This window comes from Pantoea sp. RSPAM1 (assembly GCF_038816185.1).
GTDB lineage: Bacteria > Pseudomonadota > Gammaproteobacteria > Enterobacterales > Enterobacteriaceae > Pantoea > Pantoea ananatis.
In genome coordinates, this window is record NZ_CP046137.1 from 3,005,192 (window position 1) to 3,019,747 (window position 14,556).

Here is a 14,556-nt window from a genome sequence, read left to right on the forward strand (position 1 = left end):
CCGGAACGCCTGCTGTCGTGATGCACTCAGCAAGCGTAATCCCCTGTGGTATACTTTTGGATTGCTGTGCGTACCGAATAAGAGACGACGTTAACCACCAAGGAGAAATTCATGAGCGACGAAGATTTCGCGACCTCGCAGGAAACGCAAAAATTATCTGATGAAGTGGCTTGCCTGAAGATGATGATTACACTGATTCTGAAAGGAATGGGCCAGGCCGATGCGGGCAAAGTGATAATTAACATGGAACGCTACGTCAAAACCCTGGGCGACATGCCGCAGGCGGAAGTGTTCAGCAACACGATCAAGCAAATCAAGGCGGCTTATCGTCAGTAACGCTAAGATGCCCCCGTCATCGGGGGCATAAACTCAACCGTGCGGGTGCCAGTTAACCGAGACGCCCAACGAAGGCAAAACCTCTTCCGGGCTGAAGCGCCGTGCACCACGGTATTTTTCAGCCAGTGCTGGCTGGCTGACGGGAATACGGATGGCAAACAGATTATCTTCCGACTGAATCAGCCCGGGCGTTAAGGGCTGATAGACGACCTGATGCTGCTCGAACATCTTTTCGAGCATCGGCGTGGCCGAACTGATAATAAATTCAATACCGTTAATTTCGGCCAGTTGAACAGCATGCCAGAGAATCGTAAGTGGCAACTCAGGATCGACCTCCAGCCGCGCTGAGAAACGCGACATTTCCCAGACTTTTTCGTGGTTAAACGGTAAAACGATACCTTCCGTTTGCTCGGGTTCAGTCCAGGGCATTAATCGCGCGCAGCCACTGATGCCATTGCGTACACTCCATGCGATCAACCAGGTTACATCAGAGCGATCAAAACGATCGTACTCTTGCCCAGGCGTGCTCAGACGCGGCGGAATCGACCAACCTTCACCCCGTGCAAACACGCTATAACGGTAACTGCCAAGCTCGGCAAGCAAGGAAGATGGCATATCCTTTAACTGCGTTTGAACTATTTTCATCATGCGCCTCTGACATCCCCATGTTTGCAATGATTTCTTTGCGCCTGCCCAAGAGCGCACTAGCGCAGGGTAGACAAGTGACCTCAATGAGGAAACTACTAAAGTTGGCAGTTGCTTTTCATTTAAATCAGTCCAATTGCTGCGGCGTAGCATGCAATTTGAGTTTTATTTGAAACATTAAAACGTTTTTTCATATTTTTTTGGTAAAAATTTACGGTGTGCTCAGAAATCGACAAAATAAGTGAAATCTCTTGTGACGTTTTGCCTTCAGCAGTCCATCTCAAAATTTCCAGCTCACGCTGACTAAAATCATTTCCCTGGACCATCAGTGCTTCATCATTCAGGCGTTCGAGTAAGGACAGGCTTTGCTCAGCCAAAAAATGCAGCTTTACCTCGAGCTCAACTCGCCGGCTGCCAGTAATAAAGGGGCGCTTTGACCCTATAGATAATATACCAACGGCGCGATTTGTTGCCATTGCAGAACACGAAAATCCGCTCAGGAGCCCAAAATTACAGGCATCCTGCCACATTTCTTTTGCCGAGCTAAACAGCTCAGGCGTCCACTCAACCCCCTTTCCTGAGCGCAGGCAAAGCTGCAATACGGGGTCGATCGCATAATAATTCTGCTCTTTATAACGTTTAATCCATAATTTAGGATAAGTGTCATGTAAATAAACACGTGGTCGGGTAAAAGGAACGCGGTGCTGGATAAAAAAAGCGAAATAATCGAAACCCAGTGACTGGATATAATCCTGCAGGAGCCCCTTTAATTGTTGAGCCGTCGCCAGTGCCTGAAAATGATTTTCAGTCTCAGTCCGCCAGGAAAAATAATCTTCACTTGCCATTTTGCCTCAACTTCCACTACGTGCTTGATATCTTTGCATCAGAAATGAATTTACCCTGTGTCAGCACATCAAAAAAAGCGTTATTTTCATTTGGTGTTCAGGCCCCGTTACGGGCAAAATGCCAAAACCAGGGATAAAAGAATGCTGCTGGCAATGCAGGCAACGCGTGATGGGCAGAATAATAGGATTTTTCTTATATTTTTTCAATCTTTAAACGCGGCCAGTATTGAAAAACAAGACTAAAGAAGTTGCGGTCAGCAACTTATTATTTTCCCTGATGACCCATTTGATACCAGCAACGGGTCAATGTACACTTTCTGCGCATCATCATTGCTGATTAAACGTACACGACAAAGCTTAAAAAAGAACATGCTGCAGTATCGCTGACATCTAATGTGGCGTTTTTCTGACGTCCGGGTAACATGATCTCTGCCGATAACGCCTCCCTTACCGGACCTGGCGCCCTACTCTTTATGCTCTGCTCAAGCGTGATGCACCATCTTAAGTGAAACGCGTGACGCAAAGAGAATGTCTCTTCCCTGATAAGAAAGAAGCTGTTCATATTCTTGACCAGGATAAAATATCAGACATGAATTAACTTAACATATTTCCTAAACGGGGTAAAATACAGACTAAAAAAATCAACAGCGTATTTAATAAGAAAAACACATCACAATAAAATTGTCGGGATGTTAATAAGACAAAACACCGCAGCGACCTCAAAATGCATCATCCCACATGCATTTAATAACGTCCAGTCGCTGTAAGGCACATCGCCACACATAAAAAATATTGCACACCAGGATATAACGCGAATAAAAAAACGAAGCCTGAAAAACCGGAAGAGTCGCTTATGTTTATGTCGGGTAATAAGAAATAAAAAGGGCCATAATTACCCTTAGCGTCTTCCTGATATTATCTGCAATAACCTGCCCCACGCATACCTAAATGAAAATGTGTTGCATGCGCAGTATTATAATCTGGCCCAAGGGCATTACCAAAAAATTCACAACCTGTTCTCCACAGTCCGTGAAGTAATAGCGCTTTCTCTTCAGGTTGCTGCCAGTTTTGACTGACCACCAGTCGCTGACCATTGGCCAGACGATAGGCCGTTATATCCCAGGCGTCAGCAGTGGCATGTTCGCTTAGTCGCCCCTGAGTTCGGTGATAGATATTACGACAGGCATAGCTGCCAACGTGCTCAATGCCCACCAGCCGGGTGCCCGACTGCTGAAGAATCTGCTGACTGCTGTGAACCACATACAGGGTGGCCGCTACGGCCATGGGACAGCTGGCCAGAAAGCTGCTGCTGAGTGATACTGCGCCCATTTTTTTCACTCTCAGCGGCTGAGCCAGCGGACACTGGCTGGCGATGGCTGGTTGCTGACTGAAACTCACCCATCCCGCCTGCTCAGCCCGACGCATGACATCGAGACAGGCGGCAGGATCATTTTGCAGACGCTTGATTTTCAGCCGCGTCATCCAGCCTGGCGGATCGGTCACCGACAGAGGCGTGAAGGGATTAAACTGTGGGGGTAAGTGCTGTTTCAGCCAGGGTAAACTCATCCACCCCAATCCGGTCACGATAATAAACAGGACAAGCGTGCGCATAATGCCTCTGATGTGAAACAACGAATAATGAGAAAGTGTAGAAGCGCCATGCGTTGTCTGCCCCGGAGATAACATAAGGTGATGAAATATTACCTAATCTGACGTAAAAACCGCCTACTGGAAGCAAAAATGCTCTTTTGATGAGTATGTTGTCTGATATTGTTAAAAAATGATTACCGTTTTTATCCTTACTTCCTCTATCTTATGCCAAATTGCTTCAGGCACTCAGTCATTCTCAACAGCCATCAGAGCTGACACAACATCAAGACAGGAAAGACAATTTCATGGTTGATCACTCTCATCACACGCAGAGCCCGCAAGGCTCAGACACATTGCGGCGCAATCTGCATAACCGGCACATCCAGCTCATCGCTATCGGCGGCGCTATCGGAACGGGTCTGTTTATGGGCTCGGGAAAAACCATTAGTCTGGCCGGCCCGTCCATCATTTTCGTCTATATGATCATCGGCTTTATGCTGTTTTTCGTCATGCGCGCAATGGGCGAACTGCTGCTGTCGAATCTTGAATACAAATCCTTTAGCGATTTTGCTGCCGACTTACTTGGGCCGTGGGCGGGCTACTTTACCGGTTGGACATACTGGTTCTGTTGGGTGGTGACGGGTATCGCCGACGTGGTAGCCATCAGCGCCTACTTCCAGCTCTGGTTTCCGGGGTTCTCCATCTGGATGAGTGCGCTGTTGTGCGTCTTTGTCTTTTTGGCGTTGAATATCGCCACGGTGAAGATGTTCGGTGAGATGGAATTCTGGTTCGCCATCATCAAAATTGTGGCGATTGTCGCCTTAATCGTGACCGGAATCGTGTTGGTTTCACTCCACTATCCTTCTCCCGGTGGCGGCACCGCAGCCCTGAGTAATATCTGGGATCACGGCGGTATGTTTCCCAAAGGACTGAGCGGATTTTTTGCCGGGTTTCAGATCGCTGTATTTGCCTTTGTCGGCATTGAGCTGGTCGGTACGGCCGCCGCCGAAACACAGGATCCGCACAAGGTCTTACCGCGCGCCATTAATGCGATTCCTCTGCGCGTCATTATGTTTTATGTCCTGGCTCTGATGGTCATCATGTCTGTCACGCCCTGGACAGAAGTCATGGCCGATCGCAGTCCGTTCGTTGAGATGTTTGTTTTAATTGGTCTTCCGGCGGCGGCAAGTATCGTGAATTTCGTGGTATTAACATCTGCCGCCTCATCGGCTAACAGCGGCATTTTCTCGACCAGTCGCATGCTGTATGGCTTATCACAGCAGGGCGTTGCCAGCCGGGCTTTTGGGCGGTTATCTGCGCGCGCCGTTCCCACGACCGGCCTGTTCTTCTCCTGCTTCTGTTTGCTGTGCGGCGTAGCGCTAATTTACCTGATTCCGGATGTGATGACCGTCTTTACTCTGGTCACCACGGTTTCGGCCATTCTGTTTATGTTCGTCTGGACCATCATCCTGTGCAGTTATCTGGCCTATCGCAAAAAATTTCCGGAACGCCATGCGGCATCTAACTTTAAAATGCCGTTGGGTAAATTCATGTGTTGGGTTTGTATGGCCTTCTTCGTGTTTATCCTCGTTCTGCTCACACTACAGGAGGATACACGTCAGGCATTAATGGTGACGCCATTATGGTTTATCCTGCTGGCCATCGGCTGGCAGCTGCGTAAACGCACGCGCCGTTAACCCCTGTAGCATGCAGAAAGCCCGACAAAAGTCGGGCTTTTTTTATAACTGCTCAGCAATATGGCTGAACGTGCGCTTCAACGTGCGCCCGGCGGTCGGAAGGCGCTGCGGCCGGGCATCCGGACGCTGTGCCGTTCCTAAACCAAAGGTGAAGGTGTAGTGGTCATCGTCGCCCATACGCAAATCGGCGATGGTGACCTGTCCGTCGCGCTCACTCATGGCATAAAAGCCGTGGCTGAACCAGGCAATGCGCTCTGCAAACCCGTTCCCCTTGAATGATGCAAATAACTCAGGATGACGGGGCCGCCAGGTCACCGTAACGGGACGCCGCGGCGACAGCAAAGACCAGTAAGCTTCCCCATAACGATCGGGCGTGATAATGACGCTACGCCAGACAAGGGTATTCAGCGCCGTGGGCGTGACCAGCACCTTGTTTGTTGCAATGCCCTGCTGTTCAAGTGACTGTTTGATCTGCCCGTCCGCCACCTGCTGAATAAGCACGCTCCAGACGAGATAGGCCGAGCTCAATGCCAGTCCCGCGCGGTTCCAGCGTAATCCCCGATCGCTGCGACGCCACAACGCCACCGCTAAGCCAACGAGCAGCGGTAAGGTATAAAGCGGATCGACAATATATATGCTGCCGATCGCGTAAGGATGATCGGTAAGCGGTAATCCCAGCTGCGTGCCATATACCGTCATAAGATCGAGAAGAGGATGGGTGATCAGCGCCAGCCAGATGGCGGGCCACCAGGCCGTCCATGCTGGCCCGGCACGACAAAGCCGTGCAACCAGCCAGGCCACTAAGGGGGAAAGCAGCGTCAGATAAAGCAGCGCATGGCTTTCGGTTCGGTGCAGCGTCATATTGCGGATAGCATCGCCGTGATCGAGAAAGACATCAAGATCCGGCAACGTTCCGCTGGCCGCGCCGATAATGGCGGCCTGCCAGGCCGGAACACGGCGGCCCATCACCGCCAGGGTTACTGACGCGCCCAGTACGCATTGTGAAACAGAATCCATCAGCCCGCTCCATTGTCCATTCCTGTATTCAGTATGGCCTTATTCTTTTAACGCACCCGAATACCTTCAATAATAATGCGCTGAACGTTCTCTACCGTTTCTTCAAAAAACAGCGGATTAGTGAGCCTGTTTCCCGTAATGGCTTCAACCTGACTGGCAAAATCGGCGTAGTGCTGGGTGGTTGCCCAGAGCATAAAAATCAGGTGTTGGGGCTGAATACCCGCCAGCCGTCCCTCAGCTATCCAGCGCTGTATAATCGCTGTTTTATCATCCATAAGTTGTTTTAAATCGCCTGCCAGTTCACCTTTCAACAGGGGCGCCCCCTGGAGCATTTCCAGGCAAAACAGCCTTGATGCCTGCGGATGATCCCGCGAGACTTCGAGTTTTAGACGGATATAGTGCCGAATGGCTCTCAAAGGATCCTGATCGTGGCTCAGTGCACGCAGGGGTGCCAGCCAGACATCCAGGATCTCTTTCATCACGGCAATATAGAGCGCTTCTTTGGAAGGATAGTAGTACAGCAAATTCGTTTTAGAGACACCGGCGCGGTCAGCGACTTTTTCCAGCCGCGTACCGTGGATGCCAAACTGGGAAAAAAAGCTCAGCGCAGCCTGCAGAATAGCCGCCCGTTTGGCCGCGACGGCCACTGAGCGGCGCGTGGGCGCTGATTGTTGCTTTTTCATAGGGTTCCCCTCGCCTGACACTGTGTATCACAGCAAACTCATGAATTTGCCACGTGATAACAGTAAAGGTTTAAACGCTGCGGTAATGTCAGTCACACGCACAGCGACAACATTTTTCTCAGAACAGGCGCAAAAACCGACTCGCGCCTTCGCGTCATCCTTTCGACCTTTATTCGTCCCGCGAAGAGGCTGAAGGCACCGCCTTGCGGCGCTTCAGACGCAGTTCACTGATAATCACGCCGCAGACGATAAAAGCGCCACCAAGTATCGCGGCTGCCGGCAAACGTTCGCCGGCGATGCGCCCGACCACGCCCGCCCATACCGGCTCTCCGGCGTAAATAACCGTTGCCCGCGTGGGCGACACGCTGCGTTGTGCCCAGTTCATCGTTACCTGGATAAGCGCGCTGGCGGCGCCCAGACCTAATGCGCTGAGCAGTAACGGCGTCGACAGGGCAGGCAACGTTTCTCCGTTGGGAAGCATAAAGCAGAAGGCACAGAGTGAAGCGACGGTAAGCTGAATAAAGGTCACACGACGAACATCAACATGACCGGCAAATCGGCTGATAAGAATAATTTCGCCCGCAATCGCCAGGGTACTGATCAGCGTGGCAATCTCACCCTGATTGAGCACCACCCTTCCGTCCTGCGGCCCCGCAACCAGTATTAAGCCGCAAAACGCCAGTAAGATACCCAGCCATGCCATTAACGTAGGTGGACGCCGCAGGAACAGCCATTGTAAAAGCGGCACAACCGGAACGTATAAGGCGGTCAGAAAGGCCGACTGGCTGCTGGAGATGGTTTGCATTCCCCATGTCTGCAGACCGTAACCCGCGGCAATGGTCAGGCCGATAAGCGTTCCCGCCTTTATTTCAGTCCAGCTGATGGCGGCAAGGTAACGGCGGAAAAAGAGAGCCAGCAGGATGGCCGCAGTGGCAAACCGCAATCCAACAAAGAAAAACGGGCCTGAGTGCTGCATCGCCCGATGTACCACTAAAAACGTCCCGCCCCAGATCATCGTAATGAAAATAAGTACCCATTCCTGACGCGTTATACGCACGGTCAGTCTGCGCGTCGTAGTCGACATAGTTCACCTGCCTGATTGATTCAGGCGCTATTGTGATCGGCGATGCCGGGTAATGCAATGTTACTCGCCAACGCGCTGCCGCTGAAGACGAATAAACGCGCTGCCGCCATCGTTAATGGGCCACGTTACCTTTCTACACGAGATGAATCTGGCCAGTCGCGGCATCCTGCTTACCGCTTCGGTTGCACGCCGTAGCAACTTTCATTGAGCCGCCTTTATAAACGGACAGGCTTTGATGAGTCATATCACGAAAAGGATGCGCGACGACATGTTGCAACCATCCGAATTAAATGACTTTCAGGCTTTCAGGCTTTCAGGCTTTCAGGCTTTCAGGCTTTCAGGCTTTCAGGCTTTCAGGCAGAAATTTACATTTAGAAACAGAGCAAACGCTAAGAATCGCCCTGGAATTAGAATATTAAACCCAACAAAACCCCATTTTCAGCGTTTTTTAAGCCGTTACGCCGAGTGCGTGCCAGCAGGTGTTCAAAGCTCTTCTATACTTTTGGGTGTGTTGAATAACCCCCGGAGAGACCAATGGCCAAGATTCTGGTGCTGTACTATTCAATGTATGGACATGTTGAAACCATGGCTAACGCCGTGGCAGAGGGTGCCCGCAAGGTACCGGGTGCGCAGGTAGACGTGATGCGCATTCCTGAGACGATGGATGCTGACCGCTTTGCAGAGGTTGGCGGTAAAACTCAACAGTCCGCGCCTGAAGCCACGCCTGAGATATTGCCGCAATACGACGCCATTATTGTCGGCACACCTACCCGTTTCGGTAATATGTCCGGTCAGATGCGTACGTTTTGGGACCGCACAGGCGGCCTGTGGGCATCCGGCGCGCTGTACGGCAAAATCGCCAGCGTCTTTGCCTCAACGGGTACAGGCGGCGGTCAGGAGCAAACCATTACCTCTGTCTGGACCACCCTCGCCCATCACGGCATGGTTATCGTTCCGATCGGCTACGGTACGAAAGAGATGTTTGACATTTCTCAGGTGCGGGGCGGTACGCCCTATGGCGCCACCACGCTGGCAGGAGGAGATGGCTCACGTCAGCCTACGGAAGAAGAATTGATCATCGCCCGTTTTCAGGGTGAACACGTTGCCGGACTGGCAGCAAAACTCAAGGATTAAACGCCCGGAAGGAGATCGTTATGTCGAATAGTCAGGCAAAAGCCCACCATGTTGGCGAATGGGCCAGCTTACGTCACACCTCGCCTGAAATTGCCGAGGCCATTTTTGAAGTCGCGAATTATGACGAACGCCTTGCTGAAGAAATCTGGCGGCAACAGGGCAGTGACGACGTATTAATCCGTGCATTTAAAAAAACCGACCAGGATGTCCTTACCTGGGACGACAAAACGGTAGAACGAAAGAACGTTTAGTAGCATGGCGGGTTATCCCGCCATGTTTTTTTATCGCTGACCAAGGAGCACTCTATGTCTTCCTACCAAAGCATCAACCCTGCAAACAACCAGTTAATGAAAAGCTGGCCTTCCCACGACAGCGCGGCGGTAAGTCATGCCCTGGAAACGGCCGACCGCCTTTATCATTCAGACTGGAGTAAAGGCGACATCCAGCCACGCCTCCAGGTGCTGAAAAAACTGGCTGATCTGATTGATGACCGTGCGGAAGAACTGGCTGCCATTGCCAGTAAAGAAATGGGCAAGTTAATAGGCCAAAGCCGCGGTGAAGTGCAGATCTGTTCTCAGATTGCGCGGTACTATGCCGAGCATGCCGAGCGCATTCTTAAGCCACAACCTTATGACAGTGAACTGGGCGAAGCCTGGGTTGAATATCATCCCATCGGTGTGCTGGTGGCGGTTGAGCCCTGGAACTTCCCGTATTATCAGCTAATGCGCGTGCTGGCACCCAATCTGGCGCTGGGAAACCCTGTACTGGCCAAGCATGCCAACATTGTCCCGCATTGTGCTGACGTATTCGAGAAGTTGGTCAGAGAAGCCGGCGCGCCTGAAGGGGCCTGGACTAACCTGTTCATTTCTACCGATCAGGTAGCGGAACTGATTGCCGACGATCGTGTTCAGGGCGTGGCACTGACCGGATCTGAACGTGCCGGAAGTGCTGTCGCAGAACAGGCTGGTAAGTATCTGAAAAAATCGACGCTGGAACTGGGCGGCAACGATGTCTTTGTGGTAACTGAGGACGCCGACCTGGATGAAGCCGTACGCCAGGGCGTGCAGGCGCGTCTGAGCAACTGCGGTCAGGTTTGTACAGCCGCTAAGCGCTTTATCCTGAATGAGAAAATCGCGGATACCTTTATCGATAAGTTCAGCGCGGCAATGAATGCCGCAACGTTGGGCGATCCGCTGGATGAAAAAACCACGCTCGGCCCCCTTTCCTCCGCCGACGCACGCGATCGCCTGGTAAAACAGGTTGATGAGGCAGTGGCGAAAGGCGCCCGTCTGATCACCGGCGGTAAAGCCGTGGCAGGCGTAGGCTGCTTCTATCAGCCCACCATCCTGACCCACATCACGCGCGACAATCCTGCTTACTTTGAAGAGTTCTTTGGCCCCGTCGCGCAAATGTACGTGGTGGCTAACGACGCAGAAGCGGTGGCGCTGGCCAATGATTCGCATTATGGGCTAGGCGGTTCGGTGTGGACACAAGACATTGCGCGTGGCCGCAAGCTGGCATCGGCGATCGAAACCGGCATGGTCTTTATTAACTCGCAAAGCGATACCTCGGCTGAGCTGCCGTTTGGCGGCGTTAAACGTTCGGGCTATGGGCGTGAACTGTCCGATCTGGGCATTAAAGAGTTTGCTAACCAGAAGCTGGTGGTCGTTGCAGGCCAGGCCGATTGATTCCGGCAATAAAAAAACCCCGTCTCGACGGGGTTTTTTCTTTTCAGGTACAGTGCAGGATCAGTTGGCGGCAGCGGGTTGCTTCGCCTCACCGGTTTCAGCTTTGGTCTGTGCATTACTGCCAGGCGCATTGCTGTTGCCAGCCGGGGCCGCGCTGCTGTCGGCCTTAGCCTTCTCATCAGCCGCTTTTTGCGCGGCAGCCTTATCTGCTTTGGCCTTTTCGTCCGCGGCTTTCTGCGCAGCCGCCTTGTCAGCATTAGCCTTTTCTTCAGCGGCTTTATCCGCTTTGGCCTTCTCATCAGCCGCTTTCTGCGCGGCGGCTTTGTCGGCGGCCGCCTTATCAGCATCCGCCTTTTGCGCCGCATCACCCGCCGTGGCCGCTTTCGCATCCTCAGGTTTCGCCGCAGTCGCAGGCTGTGCCGGCTGGGCTTCCGCAGCAGGTTGCAGCGCCGTACCCTGAAGTGCGCTGTTCAGCACCTGGGCAAACTGATCCCAGCTGCAGTATCCGTTAGCGTCTGTTGGGCAACCCGCCAGTTGAAGCGTAACGCGCTTAGGCGGCTTCTTAAGGCTCAGAACCTCTGCATCGCGCAGTTGATCGGCGGTCTGATAAACGTATTCGATTTTAAGCAGATCTTTGTTATTTTTCGCATCGTGCCAGCGTTCAAACACCACCTGACCGCCGATTGGCGTTTTTTCGTAGGTCTCAGGTAAGTCATAAGGCTTAACCTGTAACGCACTCAGCAGTGACGCAATGTTGGAGTCATGCCCGACCATCAGCGTAATTTTGGGTGAGTCTGACTTTTCCTGATCAATCAGTTGGCTGCGAATGTAGTCCACCAGTGGCGCGGCAACGTCGCGTGCAACCTCAGGCGTGGTAAACAGCGTGTCCTGATAGCCATTTTTAATAGCGGATAGTGCCTGCCACTGTTCAGGGGTTTTGATTTGCCCCCAGGCGACCTGATCCAGCGGGAAGCCTTCATAATATTGCAGCGTAAAAGCATCCATTAGCGAATTACCCACTTTTAGTGGCCCGTTCACGCCGGGTTCTTTGCCGTTTTCAACGATAAAGGTGTTCTGGCCATTGCTCAGATCGCATTGCTTTTTGTTATTACAGGCAGGAGAGGATTTGTAGTCAACAATCTTCTCAAGCCGCTGAAAAGAGGGTTTCAGTGACAGCTTTTCGTTGGCAGCGGTCATTCCTGCCAGCGCTTTCTTGATGAATTCTTCGTTCCCGTCTGTAATAACCGGATTGAATACCGGATCCATGCTGCCCATTTCATCCTGATGAGTCACAGCGATGTCACAGCCCGGGAAGGCACCATTTACGAAGAACTGAGCCGTCGCCACGGTACGCTGCAGGCTGTTGGCGTAGACAAACACGCTGTTGCTGTCCGGACAAACGCCATTTTTTACCAGCCCCTGCTGAGCAAGCCACTGACGGGTATAGTTACCCATGTACACTTCCAGCACGCCGCCTTTCGTGGTCAGCTGTCCACCCGGCACATCCCACTCCGGCCAGGTTTTCCTGGTAGATTGCGCAAGCACGCTGCCGTTATCCGCAAGCGGTGCACGCAGGTTATGGCGGCTGAACATTAACACCTGCTGTAACTGCATATCGTTGTCAGCGGCCTGTGCCAGCGTTCCAATCGGTAATGCAGCAAGTACCGACAATGCGCAAAGACTCAGTTTCTTGATCATTGTGCCTATTCCATTCATTCAGTAAAAAAACACTCTGGCTATCAACCGATTAGCTCGCATCAGAGCGACGTGGCGAATAGTGTAACTCAGCTTGCCCCTGAAAAGCGCCAGGCAACAGCAAAAACAATTAATGGACTATAGCAGAGATGCCAGACGCCGTTCAAAATCGCGCAGTCCGCTGAAAAGCAGGAAGAATTTTATACGGGCGTGAGAAGAGAAACCAAAACGAAACAGGCCAGCACACTGTGCTGGCCTGTAAAATGTGGCGGAGGAAGAGAGATTCGAACTCTCGGATGGTTTCCCATCGGCGGTTTTCAAGACCGCTGCCTTAAGCCGCTCGGCCATCCCTCCGGGTTGTAACGCTACTGCAAAGGCAAGATGATAGTATACTGTCTTGCCACTTCATGCCTGGTGGCAATGAAGTGGCGGAGGAGGAGAGATTCGAACTCTCGGATGGTTTCCCATCGGCGGTTTTCAAGACCGCTGCCTTAAGCCGCTCGGCCACCCCTCCGCAATGACGCGCACTATAAACATCCCCTCTGGAGATGTAAAGCCTGCGATAATCCGTTCGCGTGAAAAACAGCCAAATTCGCGTTATTCGTTGGCTAAATCGCCATTCTGCTCAAAGAATTAACACCTTAACGCGTAAAGAAGGGTAAAACGGCTTTTCCCTCTTTATAGGGCTGCGTATTCTCAGAGCATATTTGGTGTTCTGCCTTACAGGAGCGCAACATGGACAGAATAGTTTCTTCATCATCGCGACAGTCATTACTCAGCACGCACAAAGTGCTGCGTAACACCTATTTTCTGCTGGGCCTGACGCTCGCCTTCTCAGCGGTGACCGCCACGGCAAGTACACTCCTGGCATTACCGGCACCCGGTTTAATTTTGATGCTGGTGGGCTTCTACGGTCTGATGTTTCTGACCTATCGCCTGGCTGACAGCCCAATGGGAATTTTAGCTGCCTTCGCCTTTACGGGCTTTCTGGGTTACTGCCTTGGGCCAATCTTAAGCTCTTTCCTCACGGCAGGAATGGGCGATGTGATCGCGCTGGCGTTAGGCGGTACAGCGCTGGTGTTCTTCTGCTGCTCCGCCTATGTGCTGACAACAGGTCGTGACATGTCATTCCTGGGCGGCATGATGATGGCGGGCTTCGTGGTGTTACTGGTGGCCGTTGTGGCTAACCTGTTCCTGCAGTTGCCTGCTCTTCACCTGGCGATTAGCGCCCTGTTTATCCTGTTCTCCGCTGGCGCCATTCTGTGGGAAACCAGCAATATTATTCATGGCGGCGAAACTAACTATATTCGCGCCACGGTAAGCCTGTATGTTTCCCTGTATAATATCTTTGTTAGCCTGTTAAGCATTTTAGGTTTTTCCCGCAGTAATTAATGGACGCCGCTTGCGCGCTACGAACCCCGCTCAGGCGGGGTTTTTGCTTTTTCTGCGGTGGCATTTTGCTAAACTGCAGTCCGAATGATAATGAGGACGCGTGATGAACTATAAGGGTGACGAAATAGCTGTGGATGCCGAAGGCTATTTGAAAAACCACCAGGACTGGAGCGAAGAGTTGGCACAGCAGATTGCTGACAACGAGGCCATCGTAATGACGGAAGCCCACTGGGAAGTCGTGCGCTTTGTCCGTGACTTTTACCTGGAATTTAATACTTCTCCCGCCGTGCGTATGCTGGTGAAGGCGATGGCGAAAAAGTATGGCGAAGAGAAAGGTAACAGCCGCTACCTGTTTCGGCTGTTTCCTGAAGGGCCCGCCAAACAGGCGACAAAAATTGCTGGCCTGCCCAAGCCTGCCAAATGCCTTTAATTAACCGGTGGTAAAACTGCGGGGGAAGTCGCCGGGCTGATGCGGCTCCAGCAGCACCTTTTCCACATGGGCCGTGCGCGGCCCACCGGCTTTTAACCATGCGATTAACGCCTCGACCTGCTCTGCCTCACCGCAGGCGAGCACTTCAACCCGGCCATCATCAAGATTACGCGCATAACCCTGCACACCGAGCGCGTTGGCTTTCGCCTGAGTGCTGTAGCGAAAACCTACGCCCTGCACGGTGCCCTGCACCCAGGCTTTGTAACACATGCTCGCCATGGTTCTCTCCCGCTGTTCGTTGCAATTTGCCGTTATCCACT

Annotated in this window: 15 protein-coding genes and 2 tRNA genes; 7 read left to right on the forward strand and 10 right to left on the reverse strand. The window is 52.2% G+C overall.

Features of this window, described 5'->3' with window-relative positions:
* The first annotated feature begins 111 nt into the window (after nucleotides 1-111).
* Nucleotides 112-336, forward strand: coding sequence for a DUF2594 family protein (locus GKC68_RS14620; protein WP_013025302.1), 225 nt, complete (start codon nucleotides 112-114; stop codon nucleotides 334-336).
* 33 nt (nucleotides 337-369) lie between these two features.
* On the opposite strand, the gene GKC68_RS14625 is transcribed toward GKC68_RS14620, so the two are convergent.
* The 3 genes from GKC68_RS14625 to GKC68_RS14635 all read right to left on the reverse strand — a co-directional run bounded on the left by GKC68_RS14625 (nucleotide 370) and on the right by GKC68_RS14635 (nucleotide 3,437).
* Nucleotides 370-981, reverse strand: a complete 612-nt coding sequence (locus tag GKC68_RS14625; protein ID WP_014606161.1) for an acyl-homoserine-lactone synthase — start codon at nucleotides 979-981, stop codon at nucleotides 370-372.
* 122 nt (nucleotides 982-1,103) lie between these two features.
* Nucleotides 1,104-1,826, reverse strand: a complete 723-nt coding sequence (gene sdiA / locus GKC68_RS14630) for a transcriptional regulator SdiA (protein WP_028722376.1) — start codon at nucleotides 1,824-1,826, stop codon at nucleotides 1,104-1,106.
* 915 nt (nucleotides 1,827-2,741) lie between these two features.
* Entirely contained in the window at nucleotides 2,742-3,437 is a 696-nt protein-coding gene (locus tag GKC68_RS14635) for an extensin family protein (RefSeq protein WP_028722375.1), read from the reverse strand.
* A gap of 284 nt (nucleotides 3,438-3,721) precedes the next feature.
* Between GKC68_RS14635 and cycA the strand changes: the two genes are divergently transcribed.
* Entirely contained in the window at nucleotides 3,722-5,113 is a 1,392-nt protein-coding gene (gene cycA / locus GKC68_RS14640) for a D-serine/D-alanine/glycine transporter (protein ID WP_013025298.1), read from the forward strand.
* 42 nt (nucleotides 5,114-5,155) lie between these two features.
* Here the strand turns inward: cycA and GKC68_RS14645 are convergent, their stop codons facing one another.
* The 3 genes from GKC68_RS14645 to GKC68_RS14655 form a co-directional block, all read right to left on the reverse strand.
* Nucleotides 5,156-6,130 carry a metal-dependent hydrolase gene (locus GKC68_RS14645; protein WP_047715556.1) on the reverse strand — a complete coding sequence of 325 codons (975 nt, stop codon included), beginning with the start codon at nucleotides 6,128-6,130 and terminating at the stop codon, nucleotides 5,156-5,158.
* 47 nt (nucleotides 6,131-6,177) lie between these two features.
* A complete protein-coding gene (gene rutR, locus GKC68_RS14650; RefSeq protein ID WP_342656286.1) occupies nucleotides 6,178-6,813 on the reverse strand; it encodes an HTH-type transcriptional regulator RutR in 636 nt (211 codons plus the stop codon).
* A 169-nt stretch (nucleotides 6,814-6,982) separates the two neighbouring features.
* Nucleotides 6,983-7,897 (reverse strand): DMT family transporter, encoded by a 915-nt coding sequence (locus GKC68_RS14655; protein ID WP_028723655.1) that lies wholly within the window; start codon nucleotides 7,895-7,897, stop codon nucleotides 6,983-6,985.
* A 534-nt stretch (nucleotides 7,898-8,431) separates the two neighbouring features.
* Between GKC68_RS14655 and wrbA the strand changes: the two genes are divergently transcribed.
* From wrbA to GKC68_RS14670, 3 genes are read left to right on the forward strand one after another with little or no spacing between them, the layout of a single operon-like run.
* On the forward strand, nucleotides 8,432-9,031 hold the full coding sequence (gene wrbA, locus GKC68_RS14660; RefSeq protein WP_028723656.1) for an NAD(P)H:quinone oxidoreductase: 600 nt from the start codon (nucleotides 8,432-8,434) through the stop codon (nucleotides 9,029-9,031).
* Nucleotides 9,032-9,051: 20 nt separating this feature from the next.
* Nucleotides 9,052-9,282, forward strand: coding sequence for a YccJ family protein (locus GKC68_RS14665; protein ID WP_028723657.1), 231 nt, complete (start codon nucleotides 9,052-9,054; stop codon nucleotides 9,280-9,282).
* A 54-nt stretch (nucleotides 9,283-9,336) separates the two neighbouring features.
* On the forward strand, nucleotides 9,337-10,719 hold the full coding sequence (locus GKC68_RS14670; RefSeq protein WP_033778053.1) for an NAD-dependent succinate-semialdehyde dehydrogenase: 1,383 nt from the start codon (nucleotides 9,337-9,339) through the stop codon (nucleotides 10,717-10,719).
* 60 nt (nucleotides 10,720-10,779) lie between these two features.
* Here GKC68_RS14670 and agp read toward each other — a convergent pair whose 3' ends face one another.
* The 3 genes from agp to GKC68_RS14685 form a co-directional block, all read right to left on the reverse strand.
* On the reverse strand, nucleotides 10,780-12,417 hold the full coding sequence (agp, locus tag GKC68_RS14675; protein WP_342656287.1) for a bifunctional glucose-1-phosphatase/inositol phosphatase: 1,638 nt from the start codon (nucleotides 12,415-12,417) through the stop codon (nucleotides 10,780-10,782).
* Between the two features lie 263 nt (nucleotides 12,418-12,680).
* Nucleotides 12,681-12,768, reverse strand: a tRNA-Ser gene (locus tag GKC68_RS14680).
* Nucleotides 12,769-12,840: 72 nt separating this feature from the next.
* Nucleotides 12,841-12,928 (reverse strand) — tRNA-Ser (locus GKC68_RS14685).
* Nucleotides 12,929-13,149: 221 nt separating this feature from the next.
* On the opposite strand from GKC68_RS14685, the gene yccA reads away from it, so the two are divergent.
* On the forward strand, nucleotides 13,150-13,806 hold the full coding sequence (gene yccA, locus GKC68_RS14690) for an FtsH protease modulator YccA (RefSeq protein WP_014606165.1): 657 nt from the start codon (nucleotides 13,150-13,152) through the stop codon (nucleotides 13,804-13,806).
* A 103-nt stretch (nucleotides 13,807-13,909) separates the two neighbouring features.
* Nucleotides 13,910-14,236, forward strand: a complete 327-nt coding sequence (tusE, locus tag GKC68_RS14695; RefSeq protein WP_013025289.1) for a sulfurtransferase TusE — start codon at nucleotides 13,910-13,912, stop codon at nucleotides 14,234-14,236.
* Here the strand turns inward: tusE and yccX are convergent, their stop codons facing one another.
* Nucleotides 14,237-14,515 (reverse strand): acylphosphatase, encoded by a 279-nt coding sequence (gene yccX, locus GKC68_RS14700; protein WP_013025288.1) that lies wholly within the window; start codon nucleotides 14,513-14,515, stop codon nucleotides 14,237-14,239.
* Nucleotides 14,516-14,556: the final 41 nt, after the last annotated feature.